This window comes from Arthrobacter sp. StoSoilB22 (genome assembly GCF_019977315.1).
Taxonomy (GTDB): domain Bacteria; phylum Actinomycetota; class Actinomycetes; order Actinomycetales; family Micrococcaceae; genus Arthrobacter.
This window is the reverse complement of the sequence record NZ_AP024652.1, coordinates 569,443-585,489: the sequence shown is the minus strand read 5'-3', so window position 1 is coordinate 585,489 and position 16,047 is coordinate 569,443. Positions and strand designations below refer to the sequence as shown.

At 62.6% G+C, this 16,047-nt stretch carries 16 protein-coding genes; 10 read left to right on the top strand and 6 right to left on the bottom strand.

What is annotated here, in order from left to right; genetic code table 11:
* Positions 1–16: 16 nt before the first annotated feature.
* The 4 genes from LDN70_RS02830 (at position 17) to LDN70_RS02815 (ending at position 4,653) form a co-directional block, all read left to right on the top strand.
* Positions 17–1,153 (top strand): LLM class flavin-dependent oxidoreductase, encoded by a 1,137-nt coding sequence (locus LDN70_RS02830; RefSeq protein WP_223941666.1) that lies wholly within the window; start codon positions 17–19, stop codon positions 1,151–1,153.
* Positions 1,150–3,603 carry a beta-glucosidase family protein gene (locus LDN70_RS02825; protein ID WP_223941665.1) on the top strand — a complete coding sequence of 818 codons (2,454 nt, stop codon included), beginning with the start codon at positions 1,150–1,152 and terminating at the stop codon, positions 3,601–3,603. The genes LDN70_RS02830 and LDN70_RS02825 overlap by 4 nt, the downstream gene beginning before the upstream one ends.
* On the top strand, positions 3,600–4,250 hold the full coding sequence (locus tag LDN70_RS02820) for a TetR/AcrR family transcriptional regulator (RefSeq protein ID WP_223941664.1): 651 nt from the start codon (positions 3,600–3,602) through the stop codon (positions 4,248–4,250). Before LDN70_RS02825 ends, LDN70_RS02820 begins: the two co-directional genes overlap by 4 nt.
* A gap of 100 nt (positions 4,251–4,350) precedes the next feature.
* Entirely contained in the window at positions 4,351–4,653 is a 303-nt protein-coding gene (locus LDN70_RS02815) for a hypothetical protein (protein ID WP_223941663.1), read from the top strand.
* 83 nt (positions 4,654–4,736) lie between these two features.
* Here the strand turns inward: LDN70_RS02815 and LDN70_RS02810 are convergent, their stop codons facing one another.
* Entirely contained in the window at positions 4,737–6,026 is a 1,290-nt protein-coding gene (locus tag LDN70_RS02810; protein WP_062069837.1) for an adenylosuccinate synthase, read from the bottom strand.
* Positions 6,027–6,230: 204 nt separating this feature from the next.
* On the bottom strand, positions 6,231–6,416 hold the full coding sequence (locus LDN70_RS02805; protein ID WP_187697060.1) for a hypothetical protein: 186 nt from the start codon (positions 6,414–6,416) through the stop codon (positions 6,231–6,233).
* Between the two features lie 292 nt (positions 6,417–6,708).
* Here LDN70_RS02805 and LDN70_RS02800 point away from each other — a divergent pair, with 292 nt between their 5' ends.
* Positions 6,709–7,341, top strand: coding sequence for a uracil-DNA glycosylase (locus LDN70_RS02800; RefSeq protein ID WP_142936820.1), 633 nt, complete (start codon positions 6,709–6,711; stop codon positions 7,339–7,341).
* A 73-nt stretch (positions 7,342–7,414) separates the two neighbouring features.
* Here LDN70_RS02800 and LDN70_RS02795 read toward each other — a convergent pair whose 3' ends face one another.
* Complete coding sequence (locus LDN70_RS02795) at positions 7,415–7,837, bottom strand: DUF3151 domain-containing protein (protein WP_142936821.1); 423 nt, start codon at positions 7,835–7,837, stop codon at positions 7,415–7,417.
* Positions 7,837–8,856 carry a class II fructose-bisphosphate aldolase gene (fbaA, locus tag LDN70_RS02790; protein ID WP_223941662.1) on the bottom strand — a complete coding sequence of 340 codons (1,020 nt, stop codon included), beginning with the start codon at positions 8,854–8,856 and terminating at the stop codon, positions 7,837–7,839. The genes LDN70_RS02795 and fbaA overlap by 1 nt, the downstream gene beginning before the upstream one ends.
* A 188-nt stretch (positions 8,857–9,044) precedes the next feature.
* On the opposite strand from fbaA, the gene LDN70_RS02785 reads away from it, so the two are divergent.
* Positions 9,045–10,175 (top strand): hypothetical protein, encoded by a 1,131-nt coding sequence (locus LDN70_RS02785; RefSeq protein WP_166841252.1) that lies wholly within the window; start codon positions 9,045–9,047, stop codon positions 10,173–10,175.
* Positions 10,176–10,210: 35 nt separating this feature from the next.
* Here the strand turns inward: LDN70_RS02785 and LDN70_RS02780 are convergent, their stop codons facing one another.
* Both LDN70_RS02780 and LDN70_RS02775 read right to left on the bottom strand, forming a co-directional pair.
* Positions 10,211–10,909 (bottom strand): TrmH family RNA methyltransferase, encoded by a 699-nt coding sequence (locus LDN70_RS02780; protein ID WP_502773758.1) that lies wholly within the window; start codon positions 10,907–10,909, stop codon positions 10,211–10,213.
* Between the two features lie 56 nt (positions 10,910–10,965).
* Positions 10,966–12,261, bottom strand: coding sequence for a hypothetical protein (locus LDN70_RS02775; RefSeq protein ID WP_223941661.1), 1,296 nt, complete (start codon positions 12,259–12,261; stop codon positions 10,966–10,968).
* Between the two features lie 260 nt (positions 12,262–12,521).
* Here LDN70_RS02775 and LDN70_RS02770 point away from each other — a divergent pair, with 260 nt between their 5' ends.
* From LDN70_RS02770 to LDN70_RS02755, 4 genes are read left to right on the top strand one after another with little or no spacing between them, the layout of a single operon-like run.
* Complete coding sequence (locus LDN70_RS02770; protein WP_035761154.1) at positions 12,522–13,343, top strand: HAD-IIA family hydrolase; 822 nt, start codon at positions 12,522–12,524, stop codon at positions 13,341–13,343.
* A 12-nt stretch (positions 13,344–13,355) separates the two neighbouring features.
* Positions 13,356–14,063 carry a tyrosine-protein phosphatase gene (locus tag LDN70_RS02765; protein WP_166841250.1) on the top strand — a complete coding sequence of 236 codons (708 nt, stop codon included), beginning with the start codon at positions 13,356–13,358 and terminating at the stop codon, positions 14,061–14,063.
* A gap of 11 nt (positions 14,064–14,074) precedes the next feature.
* Positions 14,075–15,313 (top strand): sensor histidine kinase, encoded by a 1,239-nt coding sequence (locus tag LDN70_RS02760; protein WP_166841249.1) that lies wholly within the window; start codon positions 14,075–14,077, stop codon positions 15,311–15,313.
* 48 nt (positions 15,314–15,361) lie between these two features.
* Positions 15,362–16,045: a response regulator gene (locus tag LDN70_RS02755; protein ID WP_166841248.1), complete on the top strand. Its 684-nt coding sequence runs from the start codon at positions 15,362–15,364 to the stop codon at positions 16,043–16,045.
* The last annotated feature ends 2 nt before the right edge of the window (positions 16,046–16,047 follow it).

The window sequence follows — 16,047 nt, the reverse complement described above, 5'->3', positions numbered from 1 at the left end:
CACTTCAGGAGTTCCCATGCATTTCTCCCTGTTCCTCACCTCCCGTTCCCGCGGTCCGGAAGAAGACCGTGCCGTGATGCAGGCAATGGTGGAGCACGCCACCGATGCCGAGCAGAAGGGCTTTGATGCCGTCTTCCTTCCCGACCACCACTTCACCGGTTACGCTCCCCCCGCAAGCGATCCCTTCGTTTTCGCCGCGTACCTGGCAGGCAAACTCGAACGCATGCACTTCGGCTTTTCCGTCCAGACCCTGGCCTTGCACCACCCGGTCCGTTTCGCCGAGCGGCTCGCTTTGCTGGACCAACTGACGGACGGCAAGCTCCTGGTGGGCGTTGGCAGCGGAACCACGCCTGAGGAAATGATCGGTTTTGGCGTGAACTACCAGGACAGCTCACGGTTGGCCAATGAGAACCTGGAGATCGCTGAACGCCTCTGGGCCAAGCAGCCCGGCGACGAGCCCGTAACGTTCGACAACGGCCATTACCGCGGCGCAGTGGTGTCCCGGATCGTGCCTTCGCCTTACACCAAGCCGGAACCCCGCGTCATGTCCGTGGCAGCGAGGCCTTCCAGCGTTGAGCGCGCAGCCAAAAAGGCCCAGCCCGCCTTCATCCTTGCCTTCACCCCGCCCATCATCGACAGCGGAAATGCGTATGAAGAAGTGAAGAAGAACTTCGGCATATACCGCAGCGCCCTCGAAGCCGCGGGCCATTCGGAAGAGGCCGTCCGTGCCGCCCTGGAATGGACCACGCACTCCTACCAGCACGTGCACATCGCCGAAACCGATGAGCAGGCCGCAGCCGAGATGGACATCATCCTCGAGCAGTACCAAGAGACTGTTGAGCGCGAATATGCTGCCAACAAAGCAGCGGAAACCATCAGCGGCGTTGACTTGCGCCCCACACCCGATGCCCGGACCGAAGGCTACAAGGGAACCTGGTGCCTTTACGGCAGCCCGGAAACCGTGGCCGCCGAACTTCAGAAATACGCAGACCTGGGTATCGGAAACGTTCTCATGGCTGCAATGGGTGGCCCCCTGACGGAAGAACGCCGCCGCTTCACGGCCCAGACCATGCGACTCTTCGCAGAGCGCGTTCAGCCCCTGCTGCGTTCCAACGAAGCTGCCGTGGAGGCAGACAAGGTTGCAGCCCTGTGACAACTACCAGCGAACACACTGACGCCGTTCCCCACGGGACGGAGATCGTTGGAGCAGAGCTCACCGGCGGCCTGAACGGCTGGAGCACTACAGCAAGCGCGGCCGCCGGGGTTGAAGAAATGGTCCTGCTGGACGGTCCCTTGGGAATCGTCAGCAAGGCCATGGATGAGCGCGACACCTCCCTGATCATGCCTTCAGGAACGGCCCTGGGTGCCACGTGGAATCCGGAACTCGTCCGCGAAATAGGCCAGGTGATTGGTCAGCAAGGCGTTGAACGTGGCGTCTCCGCCATTCTTGGCCCCAACCTGAACATGCCCCGTTCACCCCTCACGGGCCGGGGTTTCGAGATGTTCTCGGAAGACCCCTACCTGACCGGCACGTTGGGCGCAGCATGGGTGGAAGGACTCCAATCACAAGGCGTTGGTTCCTGCACCAAGCACGTGGTGGCTAACGACACGGAAACAGAACGACGCCGGATGAACTCCAGCGTGGAACAGTCCACCTTGCGGGAGACATACCTGTTGCCGTTTGAGCTAACGGTGCGCGCTGCCAACCCGTGGATGTTGATGATGGCCTACAACCGGGTCAACGGCACCCATTGCTCCCAGAACGCGGACCTCATCAGCGTCCTGAAGGACGAATGGCAGTACGACGGCGTAGTGGTGTCCGACTGGTACGGCGTGGATGACACCGTGGCGGCCGCCAATGCAGGCCTGGATCTGGAGATGCCCGGGCCAGCTAACTACCTTGGCGCCCGTTTCGCCGAGGCCGTGGCTTCCGGCGCGGTGGCACCGGAGCGTTTGGGCGACGCCGTGGAACGGGTCATAAGGCTCGCTGACCGGACCGGCCGCCGCACCGGAACTGCACTGCCGGCACCATCCCGCCTGCGCAGCCGGGATGAGCAGCTGAAGGTACTCCGCGAGGCCGCAGCCCAGTCTTTCGTGCTGCTCGAAAACAAGGACGCTGTCCTGCCCCTGGACATGTCCAAGGTGAAAACGTTGGCAGTGGTGGGACACAATGCTGCCAAACCCTGTTTCCAAGGCGGAACCTTCGCCACCGTCCGTCCCGAAGGCCGGGTAGCCACACCTCTGGACGCCATCCGCGAGGCAGCAGGTCCCGGCGTCGAGGTTCTTTACCAGCCCGGCGCCGCGCCGGAGTCGGCGTTGTCCCTGACGGAACTCGGCAGTACGGCACCGGACGGAACGCCTGGCGTTCTTTTGGAAGTCCTGCCGGCCGGTGACTCCGGGGACGTCCTGTACAGCGAGGTCCGTAAATCCTCCGCGTTCGTATGGTTCGGACCTGTACCGGGCCTGGGCGCGGGCGTTCCCGGCCGTGCACGCATCACGGCTCATGTGCACCTGGCCGATCCCGCACGATGGATGGTGGGTGCCGGCGGAACCGGAGTCAGTTCACTCCGCATTGATGGCCAGGAGGTGCTGGTGGTTCCTCCGCCCGCGCCGGATGACGTCATGGGCGTGGTGGCCCGCGCAGACACGCAGGAGATTCCCGTGGACCTGCCGGCAGGGACGGTGGAACTGGTGATCGACATGGCGTTCCAGCCGGGACGCGTGCAAGCGATCACCGCGGTTGCCACACCTGAACAAGTGACCGATCCGCTGTCCGCCGCGGTTGAGCTCGCGGCGCAAGCTGACGCGGTGGTGGTGGTCATCGGTGACCAGCAAGGGTCATCCCGTGAAAGTGCGGACCGCACGACGGCGGCACTTGACCCGGCGAGCGACCGGCTGGTTGAGGCTGTTGCCGGGGTGGCGGCCAACACCATTGTGGTGGTCAATGCTTCCCGCGCAGTGCTCCTGCCGTGGGCGGATAAGGTCAAAGCTGTGCTGATGGCATGGTTCCCCGGGCAGGAGTTCGGTCCGGCACTGGCTGGAGTCCTCACCGGCAGTACCGCCCCCGCAGGCCGGCTGCCGGTGTCCTTCCCCCGCCGTGATGAAGATACCCCTGGCTGGGGAACAGGGTTGGATGCTGATCTCACGCTGGACTACTCAGCCAGCGAACCCATGGGATACCGGCACTTCCACAGCACGGGACTACAACCGCGGTACCCCTTCGGATACGGCCTGGGGTACACCTCCTTTGAGCTGGTTGACGCCGTAGCTTCGGCAGGCTCTTCAGTTTCGGCTGGATCCCGGGATGGTGTCCAGGGTGTCTCGGTGAGGGCAACGGTCACCAATACTGGTGCCTCCGAAGGCCGCGACGTGGTTCAGGCGTACCTCCGGGCACCGCATGAGACGGACTTCCGGATGGCCGGTTTTGCGGGCGTTGACCTTGACGCCGGCGAAGGCCGCGAGGTGGAGATCCCGCTGGAGCCGCTGGGCTTCCGGCGGTGGGATACCGCCTCTGCAGATTGGGTTGTCCCGTCCGGGGAATGGGAAATCCGGGTATCCCAGAACGCTTCGGCTGACGGAATCCTCTGTAGGATCACAGTGTGACTCTTCCGGAGACCAAGTCCCGCGAACCAAAGCAGGCCAGGAGCCGCCAGTCGTTTGAAAAGACGATCGAGGCGGCCCTGGCCCTGCTGGAAGAGCGCGGGAACGACGAATTCACCTTGGCCGATGTCAGTGCCCGTTCAGGCGTATCCATCGGTTCCATCTACGCGCGGTTTGAAGGCAAAGATGACCTGGTCAGCGTGGCGCACGGCCGCAAGATGGATGACATCGACGCCGTGTCCAACTACCTGTTTGAATCGCTGCCAACCCGGCCTGAGGACGGCCTCCAGTCGATAGCCCGTGAGGCCATGGACAAGACCATCGAGGTCTTGCGGCAATACGCCGATATCCTCCGGCCCTTCATGCTCAGGGCCACCAACGATGAAACTATTTCCCAACGGGGCGCCGCCTCCCACGCCGTCCTTGCAAGCAATTTCGCCAAAGTCCTGCGCTCCTGGCCGGACGGCTACCTGGGCCAGGACGAAATCGATTGGTGTTTCAACGTCTCCTACAGCGTGATCGCCCGAAGGCTCGGCCTGGGCAGCACCATGGAAGGCAGCGGTAAGTTCGAGTGGCCCGAGATTTCGGAGAAGCTCGCGGGCATGGTGGCTTCATACCTGATGGACACCACACGGGACCCATCGGCATAACTGCCAGCGATACCGGCTATCCAAAAGCTCGTCTTCCTGACGCTTCCTGCGCCTCGGCATAGTGGAACCAGCCACATACTGTCGAACGAAAGGAACTGCCGTGCACGTTCGCGTCAGCCCCGGATCCGTAGCTCTGGACGAACCTGATGACTGCACCAGCTTCAAGGTCCTGCTCTCCGAGGAAGCCAGGGAGAACCTGCCCGGGTTGCTCAAAACCACCGCCGCTGGACGGATGGACAAGGAAGACGTCCTGGTATCAGTGGACTGGATACGCGGCGAATGCGCCGGACGGATCGGCATGGGCTGGAACTACCGCTTCGCCAACATGCTGGTGTACGCCGCCGGCAAAGGCTGGCTGAGCGATGACGGAAGCCTGGTCCGCGCCCACATCGAGGCGTACTGAAACAGCCGCCGCGGGTGCACTCCGGCGTTGCGACCGTCCCCGGCAGGTAAGCCGGGGGCGGTCCGCCGTCGTCGAGCTCTAAGTCAGTCGTTGATCAGGTCGTGGACAACGATCGTCTGGTCGCGGTCCGGACCGACGCCGATGGCCGAGAAGCGCGTACCGGAGAGCTTCTCCAGTGCCAGCACGTAGTTGCGGGCGTTCTCCGGGAGATCCTCCAGGGTGCGGGCCGTGGTGATGTCCTCGGTCCAGCCGTCGAAGTACTCGAAGATGGGGACTGCGTGGTGGAACTCGGTCTGCGTCATGGGCATCTCGTCGTGACGCACGCCGTCAACCTCGTAGGCAACACAGACCGGGATCTGCTCGATGCCCGTGAGGACGTCCAGCTTGGTGACGAAGTAGTCCGTGAAACCGTTGACGCGGGAAGCGTGGCGGGCCAGGACGGCGTCGTACCAGCCGCAGCGGCGGGGACGGCCGGTGTTGACACCGAACTCGCCGCCGGTCTTCTGCAGGTAAACACCCATGTCGTCGAACAGTTCCGTGGGGAACGGGCCGGCGCCAACACGGGTGGTGTAGGCCTTGATGATGCCGATGGACCGCGAGATGCGGGTGGGACCAATGCCCGAGCCTACGGACGCGCCGCCGGCGGTGGGGTTGGATGAGGTGACGAACGGGTAGGTGCCGTGGTCAACGTCCAGGAACGTTGCCTGGCCGCCTTCCATGAGCACAACCTTGCCCTCATCCAGGGCGTTGTTGAGGACCAGTGTGCTGTCGATGACCAACGGGCGCAGGCGCTCAGCGAAGGACAGGAAGTACTCCACGATCTCGTCCACCACGATGTCGCGGCGGTTGTACACCTTGACCAGGAGCTCGTTCTTCTGGCGCAGCGAGCCTTCCACCTTCTGGCGGAGGATGGATTCGTCAAAGACGTCTTGGACGCGGATGCCGAGGCGGGCCACCTTGTCCATATACGCCGGACCGATGCCGCGCCCGGTGGTACCGATTGCCCGGCTGCCAAGGAAGCGCTCAGTGACCTTGTCCAGGACTTGGTGGTAGGGCGCAACAAGGTGGGCGTTGGCCGAAACACGGAGGCGGGACGTGTCTGCACCGCGGGCTTCAAGGCCGTCGATTTCCTGGAAGAGGGCCTCCAGGTTCACCACGCAGCCATTGCCGATAATAGGGATTGCGTTGGGGCTCAGGATGCCCGCGGGAAGGAGCTTCAGCTCATACTTCTCACCGCCAACAACCACGGTGTGCCCGGCGTTGTTACCGCCGTTGGGCTTGACCACATAGTCAACACGGCCACCGAGCAGATCGGTTGCTTTGCCTTTACCTTCGTCGCCCCACTGGGCTCCGACGATCACGATAGCGGGCATGGGATCCTCCCCCATTCTTTCGGGCTTGCTCCGGTTGGATCACCAGAGTCAGGCGCCGTACATGAGAATGCCCCGACGTAGCTGGTGCAGCCGGACCAAAGGCACGGCATGCGCAAGAGTTTCGGGGCTCTTACCAGCCAAGTTTAGCCGATGACAACAGTTTCTCTGGTGTTTGGCCGGCGTTGGGGTGCCGTTGTGGATAAGTCAAGGAACGGCGAGCGCCACAGGACCAGCCGAGGAACTGCCCAGTTGCAGGCTCAGCAAGCCGGCACTGTCCACCAGCCCCACTCTGATGGCCGAGACCTTGTACTCCCCCGCCGCTGCCGTAACATCCGCCGGTTTGGTCCCGGGCCAGTTCTTGTCCGGTTGAACGTTGACGTTGATGGCCACCAAGGTCCGGACTGCCGTCAGGACAGGCCCGACGGTGGTTTCACAGTCATTATCTGCGTGAGAAAAGCCTCCTCGGGCTGGACTGCACTTTAGGGTTAAGAGTGATGACGCCGCACACACTTCCAGGCAACACGCCGCTCCGCATTCAGAGGGCGCGCCGAAGCGGGCCCCGTTCACGCCCATAGTCCGGTAAGGTTAGTTAGCCCCCAACAGCACCCTTTGAGGTTCGGCTGCGGCATGCCCGCGGCACCTCGGAACGGTGCGCTGTAACACCTAGGAGACCTAACCCCTGATGCAAGAACTGGCGACTGAATCACCCGAAGAAATCCTCTGGAACCGCCGCTACGAACCGCACATCGCCGAGGTCAACGAGCTGTGCGACTCCATCAAGGTCCAGAAGCCGGGCAGTGAGGTCCTTTACATCGACCCCGCCCACAGCATGGATGATTGCCGCATCGTCAGCCTTTTCTCCAATCAGCGCACCAACACTGGCGAAGGGTTCATCAACCCGGGTGACGAGGAAGCCACCACCCGCATGCTCGGCATGCAGTGGCAGCTGGGCCTCCGTCCCGAGCTCATGATGCCTTGGAACGCCTACCCGTGGATTGAACCCAATGAGGAACCGGGCAAGCTCACGCCGGCCAACATCACCGAGGGCCTCAAGCCGCTCCTGCGGCTTCTGCAGCTCCTTCCGCGCACCTCTGCGCTGGTGGCGCACGGCAACGAGGCACACCGCCTTGCCGATCAGCTCATGAAGGCCGCACCGGCCAGCATCGCCCGCCGCGGCTTCAAGACCTTCAAGGTCCGCTCGCTCGGTGGCCGCTCCTTCGCCGGCACCCCGGCCCGCCAGCAGGAATACCTGGATGCCATCCACGGCGCCTACGCCGAGGCCATGGCACGCACGGGAATTCCCCGCAAGGCTTAGCAGCCTCGCAACACATATACGACGGCGACCCCCACCTTTCGGTGAGGGTCGCCGTTGTTATGTGCTTGAATCCCTAGCGGGCTTCGAGCGCCGCCTTGGCCTTCGGGTCCGAGTCGTTCAGGAACTTCTCGATCCGCTCCGGCTCCTCAGCTTCGCCAATTGCCGACGCTGCCCGGCCCAACGCGTACAGAGCACGCAGGAAGCCCTGGTTGGGCTCGTGCTCCCACGGGATGGGTCCGACGCCGCGCCAACCGTTGCGGCGCAGGGAATCCAGGCCGCGGTGGTAGCCAACGCGGGCGTAGGCATAGGACTCGATGGTCCGGCCTTCGGCCCAGGCTTCCTCCGCAAGGATGGCCCACAGAAGAGACGACGTGGGGTTCTTCGCCACCAGGTCCAGTGCTTCGTGGCCGAGTGCCAGATGCTGGTAGATCTCGGATTCGGCGGGCAGGAGCGTGGGCTCCGGCCCCATCAGGTTCTTCCGGAATTCGTCGGACATTAGAAGGTCTTGCCAACCGATCCGAGCTGCTGGGCGGCTTCGACGATGCGCGCGGCCATGCCGGCCTCGGCGGACGCGCCCCAGACGCGGGGGTCGTAGGTCTTCTTGTTGCCCATCTCGCCGTCGACCTTCAGGACGCCGTCGTAGTTGGAGAACATGTGGCCGGCAACCGGGCGGGTGAACGCGTACTGGGTGTCGGTGTCGATGTTCATCTTGATCACACCGTAGGAAACGGCGTCAGCGATTTCCTGCTCGGTGGAACCGGAGCCGCCGTGGAACACGAGGTCGAACGGGTTTTCCTTGCCGATCTTGGCGCCAACCTCGGACTGGATCTGCTTGAGCAGTTCCGGACGGAGCTTGACGTTGCCCGGCTTGTACACGCCGTGGACGTTGCCGAAAGTCAGGGCTGTGAGGTAACGGCCGTTTTCGCCGGCTCCGAGGGCCTCAATCGTGGCGAGGGCGTCTTCGGTGGTGGTGTAGAGCTTCTCGTTGATTTCGTTCTCAACGCCGTCTTCCTCGCCACCAACAGTGCCGATTTCAACTTCGAGGATGATCTTCGCGGCCGCAGCGCGTTCAAGCAGTTCGCGGCCGATGCGCAGGTTCTCGGAGAGCGTCTCGTGCGAGCCGTCCCACATGTGCGAGTTGAAGATCGGGTCCTTGCCGGCCTTGACTGCTTCCTCTGAAGCGGAAAGCAGCGGGAGGACGAAGTCTGCCAACTTGTCCTGCGGGCAGTGGTCCGTGTGCAAGGCGATGTTGACGTTGTAGTTCTTGGCAACTTCGCGGGCAAACGCGGCGAAACCGAGGGAACCGGCAACCATGTCCTTGACCGAGGCGCCGGACCAGTAGGCTGCGCCACCGGTGGAAACCTGGATGATGCCATCGGATTCTGCCTCGGCGAAACCGCGTATCGCAGCGTTCAGAGTCTGCGACGACGTGACGTTGACTGCGGGGAAAGCGAATCCGCCAGCCTTTGCGCGGTCGATCATCTCGGAGTAAATCTCTGGGGTTGCAATGGGCATGGTGACTCCTATGCTGAATTCGTCTGTGGGTTGGTAACCCTGGAGTAGACCGCTTACGGCTAGCACCCATCCTAGCGATATCCGCCGGGACGCCGTGTTTCGGGTCACTGGGGGCTCTTAACACTTCCGCCGAGTCGGCGTTCAGCACGGCAACCCCGATTCATCCACACGATGGATATACTTCTCGGATGGAGAACCCCTCGAACGCCAACAACGAACCGCGCCCCATGTCGGCCCCATCCGGCCCGCCTCCTCCCCCGGCCTACGGCGCCTACCAGCATCCAAACGGCCCTTACCAGCAGCCGGGCACCTTCCCACCTCAGCCGAAACGCACACTGAGCCGTACGGTGATCATTGCCATCGCAGCCGGAGCAGCGGTAGTCCTGGCGGCCGCCACAGTCGGGCTGGTCTTCCTGTTTACGCCGGCTAAAGACGGTGGCACGGCTGCTACTACGTACTTCCAGGCCCTTGTAGACGGGGATGCCAAGAAGGCGTTGAGCGTATCGGATCCGGGTGTCCCGGAGAATGAGGCGGTTCTCCTGCAGGACAACGTCTACAAGGAAGCGGGCCAGCACATTGACGGCTTCCGGATCCTTGAGTCAAAGGGCGAGTACGTCAGGGCCGAGGTAACCCAGAACGGCCGAAAGCAGGAGAACATCCTGATGATGACCAAGTCACCTGACGGCGAATGGAAGGTAGGGGCCAAGAACTTCCAGAAAATCCGGCTCAGTTCCAACCGCCCAGTGAAGACGTTCACCGTTAACGGCGTAGACGTAGCGGCCCCTGAGTCAGGAAGCTCACTGACGGGTTCCCAGCTGCTCCTGCCGGCTTTTCCCGGTGAGTACAAACTCGGTATATCCGGTGACAAATACACAACAGTTGAAGAGAAGAAAGCCTTGGTCAGCATCGACCGGAGGATTTCCGACACTTCCGAAACCCTGAAGGTACTGCCCAGCCAGCTCCTCCTGGACGAGACAAAGGCCCTTCTCCAAAAGAAGCGGGATGCATGCATCGCGTCAGCTCCGGCTACTACCACACAGTCGTTCAGCAGCGGTTGTTCCGGATTCAATCTGTACCAGTCCCGCCCCACCCGCAATGTTAAGTGGACCATCGACCAAGAGCCCACCTTCACGCTCTCCCTGTCCAAGGACGTTTGGTACATCCAGTCAGAGGATAAGGGCAAAGCTACGGTTAGCTACGAAGTAAACCGCGGCAACGAGGCCACCCCCAAATGGGAGCCCCATGTTGAGGTGAGGGAAGCCCGCGTCTCAGGTGAGATCCAGATCGTCGACGGAAAAGCGACTCTCAAAGACAATTAGGACCGCAGCTGCCCGGGGCGATACTGACAGCTCGGCTAGCTGACGGGCTGCTGGAACACGTGCCGGCGGACCCACGCGTGCATGGCAATGGCCGCGGCGGAAGCCGCATTCATGGAGCGGGTAGAGCCGAACTGCTCGATGGACAGCGTGGCGACGGCGGCATCGTGCACCTCGGGCGTCAGCCCCGGGCCTTCCTGTCCGAACACCAGCACACAGTTCCTGGGAAGGTCGTAGGTTTCCAGCGGCACCGAATCCGGGAAGATGTCGATGCCGATGACCGCCAGGCCCTCCGCCTCAGCCCACTGGACAAAGTCCTCAACAGTGGGGTGATGGCGGACGTGCTGGTAGCGGTCGGTGACCATGGCGCCGCGACGATTCCACCGGCGTCGACCAATAATGTGTACTTCTTTGGCGAGGAAGGCGTTAGCGGTTCGCACCACTGTGCCGATGTTGAGGTCGTGCTGCCAGTTCTCGATCGCAATGTGGAAATCGTGGCGCTTGGAATCCAAATCCGCCACGATCGCCTCGTGCTTCCAGTAGCGATACTGGTCCACCACGTTGCGGCGGTCACCATCCCTCAACAGGTCCGGGTCCCAGTGCTCGCCTTCCGGCCATTCACCCTCCCAAGGCCCGACGCCGACCTCGGCTTTCGGTTCTGCCTCACCTTCCGGTGCGCTCTCCGGAGGAGACACGGCAGGCGTGGGCAGGGCTGAGTTGGGGGGAAGGTCAGTCACCCCTCAACTTTAGCCCTGCCCGGTTGCCTGCCTGAGCGCGCGGAGTTGGACGGCCCTTAGACCATCTTCCACTTGTTGATGCGGTAGGAGTTGCCCAGCTGCTCAAAGAGTCCGGGGTGGGCGTCCCAGTATTCCTTGTGCCCGCTGACGCCGAGCATCTGCGGGGTTCCCCACGGTGTCACGGAGAACAGGTTCACGGCCTGAATCGCTTCGCCGCGGGCATTGGTGCAGGTGAAGCCAATTACTACGGCTGCACCGCGCCGGAACTCCCGGATTTCCGGCATGCTGGTCTTGAAGTCGGCCGTGCACTTATGGCCCACCAGGTTCTGGGGCAGCTCGCTTGCGGTCATCCCCTTGAAGCGGGCTTCGATGTCCTGGATGGCCTTCTTGACCTCTGCGGGATCCTTGCCGTACTTGCCTTCTTCTGACTCAGCGAAGAACGCGTAGGCGAGCGCAATCCCGTCCCCGTCAGCTTCCACGGTCCCTTGTGCTTTCTTCTGGATCTCCTCACCGGTAGTGGGGTCCTTGGTGATGCCGAACGACTCGTCGTGGGTCCACTCGGCCAAGTACTGGAAGGACGATTCGCCTGTGACCCACTTGCTGAACAGCGGATCACCGTCTGCCGGAACGTTGCTGGGTCCGGCAAGTTCGTTCCAAACTTCAGGCAGGGGGATGGCGTCAGCGGGGATTTCAGAGGAAGCGGAGGCTTCGCCGGAAGGTTCGGCAGAAGGCTCCGCTGCCGCCTCGGACGCCTCGTCGGAGGAAGTCACCGACGGCACCGGACTATCCACCGCCGTGGGCTTGGTCATGGACGGAACCAGCCACGTGAACGTCACCACCAGGGCAATGATCACGACGACGGCCACACCACCCAGGATGAGGAACAACGACTTCCTGTTGTGGTCGCCCGGGTTCTGGCCGGGTCCGCCGGATCCACCAGGTCCGCCGGGTCCGCCAGGTCCGCCGGATCCACCAGGTCCACCGGATCCACCAGGTCCACCCGGGTATCCCGGCTGGCCCGGGTAGCCGCCGCCCGGCGGCGGGAAGCCCGGCTGACCTGGATAACCTCGCTGCCCCTGCTGCCCCTGCTGCCCTTGCGGATAGCGGTGCACGGTTTCGGCGTACTCGCCGTCGGGGTGTTGCCCGGGCTGGTTCTGTGGCTGCTGCGCCGGGAATGCCTGTGTGGCGGCAGGTTGCGTCGGGAACGCCTCAGTCTGGGCTTCCGGTTGGTACATGGGCTGCGTCTGGCCCGGCTGGTACTGGCTGTACTGATCCTTGCCGGTCTCGTAGCGCGGCTGCGGCACACCGTCCGGGTTATAGGGAGGCTGCGGTGCTCCGTTGTTGTTGCTCATGACAGGCCCTTTCACATGCGGTAAGTGGGGACCTGCGGGAGCGCGGCGACATGCTAATCCACCATGTCGATCCCCCGACCCAAGGTGGTGGCACACCAGCGCCGCAACCAGCGTAGACCAGCCCAACGCGCACGACACAAGTCAAAAGAGTTATCCACATGGGCAGAACTTCCCACATAAGGGGGCTTTCAGGATGGTGGGGCAGCAGATTGATGGAAGACTGGGTGGCAGTGCATGAACAATCCCAGCCGGAGGCAAATATGGCAGAAGAAACCACGTCCACATCGGTGTACCGGAATGGCCACGAAATCGAATGCTGGCTCACGGACATGGACGGCGTCCTGGTTCACGAAAACCAGGCGATTCCCGGTGCCGCTGAGCTCATCCAGCGCTGGGTGGACACGTCCAAGCGCTTCCTGGTTCTGACCAACAACTCCATCTTCACGCCTCGCGACCTCGCAGCCCGCCTTCGCGCGTCCGGCCTGGAAGTCCCTGAGGAAAACATCTGGACCTCTGCGCTGGCCACCGCACAGTTCCTGAAGGACCAGGTCCAGTCCTCGGACTCGGGCAACCGCGCCTACACCATCGGCGAAGCCGGTCTTACAACTGCCCTTCACGAGGCCGGGTTCATCCTCACTGACACCGATCCCGATTTCGTGGTGCTCGGCGAGACCCGCACCTACTCGTTCGAAGCAATCACCATGGCCGTCCGCCATATCTTGGCCGGCGCCCGTTTCATCGCCACCAACCCGGACGCCACCGGCCCCTCCAAGGACGGCCCCATGCCGGCCACCGGTGCCATAGCGGCCATGATCACCAAGGCCACGGGCCGCGAGCCCTACATTGTGGGCAAGCCGAACCCCATGATGTTCCGCTCCGCCATGAACCAGATCGACGCCCATTCCGAGACCACGGCCATGATCGGCGACCGCATGGACACGGACATCGTGGCAGGCATGGAAGCGGGCCTGCACACGGTTTTGGTGCTCAGCGGCATCACGCAGCGCGAAGAAATCGTGTCCTTCCCGTTCCGGCCCAACCAGATCCTGAACTCTGTGGCCGACCTGAAGAGCCAAATCTAAGAGGACAGAACCATGGCTGTACTCAATCTGCGTCCCATAGCCGGTGGCCGGATGCTCAGGGGTAGCCAGCCTTTCGGCTTGGATGCCGCTGCAACGTCGGGCTTCCTGACGGAGCACGGCATCCAGGCAATCGTGGACCTGCGGAGTGAGCTTGAGCGATCGTTGGTTCCATGGCTGGTTCAGGACGACGACGGAGGCGCGGGTGCCGCCGCGGCCCCGCCCGCCGTCGAGCTCATCCATAACCCGCTGGACCCGAACGCCATTGCCGGGTCGCTCCAATCCGTGGAAACAGCGGAGGACCTCGGCGACTTGTATTTGGGCTGGGTCCGGCTGCGGCCCGAATGGGTGGGCGATGCACTGCGACCCGTCGCACGTGGCAAGCGCACGCTGGTTCACTGTTCGTTGGGAAAGGACAGGACCGGCGTGGTGTCAGCGATAGCTCTTCTGGCATCCGGTGGAACCGAGGACCAGGTAGTGGCGGATTATGCCGCCACCACAGCCAACTTGCCGGACGTCCTGGAAGTTATGGCAGAAACGTGGCGGCTCAGCGTTCCCGCAACACCGGCAGAGTACTTCAGCCCCGAGCTGATGATCCTGCAGAGCCCGGAAGCTGCCATGCAGCACTTCCTGGCCGGCTTTGCGCAGGAGTTCGGCGACGCGCGGAGCTTCCTGCGTGAGGCGGGACTTACCGCCGTCGAGGTTGAATCGCTGGCTCTGTAATACTTGGGTGGATGAGTAGGACGAACTGGCTCGCTGACGTCAAACCCCTGCCCGGAGGGTGGGTTCTTCGCTCGGCTATCGTCCTGGCAACCATACTTTTCCTGGTGTTGGGGATCCGCTGGCAACAGCACGATCTTTCGTCGTTCCAGGGCTGGTTGGAGCTGGTAGTCCCGTACCTGCCGCTCCTGGCGCTCCTCCTTGGCGCCGTGCAATCCGCTGTTGCCTGGTGTCTGGCTCTGGCCGTCATCACGGTGCTGGGCGGGGACGCGTCCCTTGTGGTGGCCATGATCTTCCCCACCATGGTGGTGGTGGCCTTCTGTTCCTTCCTTCTTCCGTGGAAGCTTGCCATCAATTTCTCGCTGTTCGTGCCCAGTGTCTTGCTGGGTTTGTACATATCAACTCCGGAGATGGCTGACCAACCGGCGGTTCTGCTGGCGCTGGTGGTCTTCCTTGCGGCCGCGGCATGGCGCAGCGTCAACGTCTACCGGCACCGCTATGAGCAAAGCACACACCATATCCGTGATTTGCAGGAGCAACAGGCGCTAGTCCGGAGTGAGGAACGGACCCGCCTCGCCCACGAGCTTCATGACATCGTGGCCCACGACGTGACCATCATCGCCATGCAGGCGCGGCGCGCCGAGTTCGTGAACGACCCAGCCAAGACATCCCAAATCCTGGAAGGCATAGGGACTGCAGCGCAGCAGACCCTTCAGGATCTGCGTAGCCTGGTGACCCTCCTCAAGGACGAAGAAAGGGACGAGCCGGGAGGCCTCCCACAGATACCGGGCAGTGAAGGACAAACCGCTGGGTTTCTGGACGCTCCTGCCATGTCCGGTGAAACCACTACTGCGGTTGGCTTGGTTCACGATCTGGACGGAGTTGTGGAAGCACTGGACCGTGCGGGCTTCCAGGTTAGTTTGGTGGTCGAAGGTGAAGTAGCCCGCATCCCGGCCAGCCTGCGCCAGGCGCTTCGCCGGACGGTACGGGAAATGGGGACCAACGTGCTTAAACACGCGGACCCGTCCGGGGTGGTGGACCTGCGGTTGGCCGTAGGGGCTGATCGTGTGCAGCTCACATCGGAGAATACAGTTTCCAAAGCCGAGCCGATCATGTCTTCCCGGACTGGGCTTGAGGCGATGAGTGCCCGCTGCGAAGTGTTTGGCGGGTTCATGGACGTGGGCCTTAGCGAGGAGCGCTGGACCACCGCGGTGTCCATCCCGTTGGAAGGATTAGCCTCTTCGAATGCATGATCACATCTGTGGGAAGATGGGCTCCGTGACTGACATTGGGGGATCAGTATGACGCGGGTTTTGTTGGTGGATGATGAGCTGTTGGCCCGGGAGATCCTGCGGGACTATCTCTCGTCCGACCCGTCCATCGAGGTTGTCGGCGAGGCATCTGATGGGCGCGTGGCCGTGGTCCAGGCAGCTGCGCTTCGTCCGGACGTGATTCTGATGGATATGCAGATGCCGGTCATGGATGGCGTGGCTGCAACAGCGCAAATTCATGCAGAATTCCCGGAAATTGCCATCCTGGGGTTGAGCACCTTCTCCACCGATCGCTACGTGGTGGATTTACTGCGTGCCGGAGCGTCGGGTTACCTCGTCAAGGACACGCTGCCCAAAGAAATTACCGCCGCCATCCATAATGTGATGGCAGGTGAGTCCGTATTGTCCTCCAAAGTGACACGGCATGTGGTGACAGGGCTGGCGGAGTCCGTCCCTGCCGAAGTTGTTCCGGACCCCAAGCTCGTGGACGCGCTGACCAAGAAGGAGTTGGAGGTAATCCAGCTGCTTGGACGGGGAATGAGTAACCGCGAGATGGCTGCGGAGCTCTTCGTGACCGAATCCACCATCAAAGCACGGTTCGTGAACGTCATGGAGAAGCTCGGCGTGCGGGACCGGGTACAGATTCTTGTTGCGGCCGTTGAGGGCGGGCTGGTGGACCTTAGCCCCGGTTCGCGGTCAAGGCTGGATTCCTGAGG

What these genes read in the sequence shown, in the direction of transcription:
- LDN70_RS02770 (WP_035761154.1), top strand. Translation starts at nt 12,522, where the DNA reads ATGGCAGAAGAAACCACGTCCACATCGGTGTACCGGAATGGCCACGAA.
- LDN70_RS02800 (WP_142936820.1), top strand. Translation starts at nt 6,709, where the DNA reads ATGCAAGAACTGGCGACTGAATCACCCGAAGAAATCCTCTGGAACCGC.
- fbaA (WP_223941662.1), bottom strand. Translation starts at nt 8,856, where the DNA reads ATGCCCATTGCAACCCCAGAGATTTACTCCGAGATGATCGACCGCGCA.
- LDN70_RS02755 (WP_166841248.1), top strand. Translation starts at nt 15,362, where the DNA reads ATGACGCGGGTTTTGTTGGTGGATGATGAGCTGTTGGCCCGGGAGATC.
- LDN70_RS02785 (WP_166841252.1), top strand. Translation starts at nt 9,045, where the DNA reads ATGGAGAACCCCTCGAACGCCAACAACGAACCGCGCCCCATGTCGGCC.
- LDN70_RS02765 (WP_166841250.1), top strand. Translation starts at nt 13,356, where the DNA reads ATGGCTGTACTCAATCTGCGTCCCATAGCCGGTGGCCGGATGCTCAGG.
- LDN70_RS02760 (WP_166841249.1), top strand. Translation starts at nt 14,075, where the DNA reads ATGAGTAGGACGAACTGGCTCGCTGACGTCAAACCCCTGCCCGGAGGG.
- LDN70_RS02830 (WP_223941666.1), top strand. Translation starts at nt 17, where the DNA reads ATGCATTTCTCCCTGTTCCTCACCTCCCGTTCCCGCGGTCCGGAAGAA.
- LDN70_RS02775 (WP_223941661.1), bottom strand. Translation starts at nt 12,261, where the DNA reads ATGAGCAACAACAACGGAGCACCGCAGCCTCCCTATAACCCGGACGGT.
- LDN70_RS02795 (WP_142936821.1), bottom strand. Translation starts at nt 7,837, where the DNA reads ATGTCCGACGAATTCCGGAAGAACCTGATGGGGCCGGAGCCCACGCTC.
- LDN70_RS02810 (WP_062069837.1), bottom strand. Translation starts at nt 6,026, where the DNA reads ATGCCCGCTATCGTGATCGTCGGAGCCCAGTGGGGCGACGAAGGTAAA.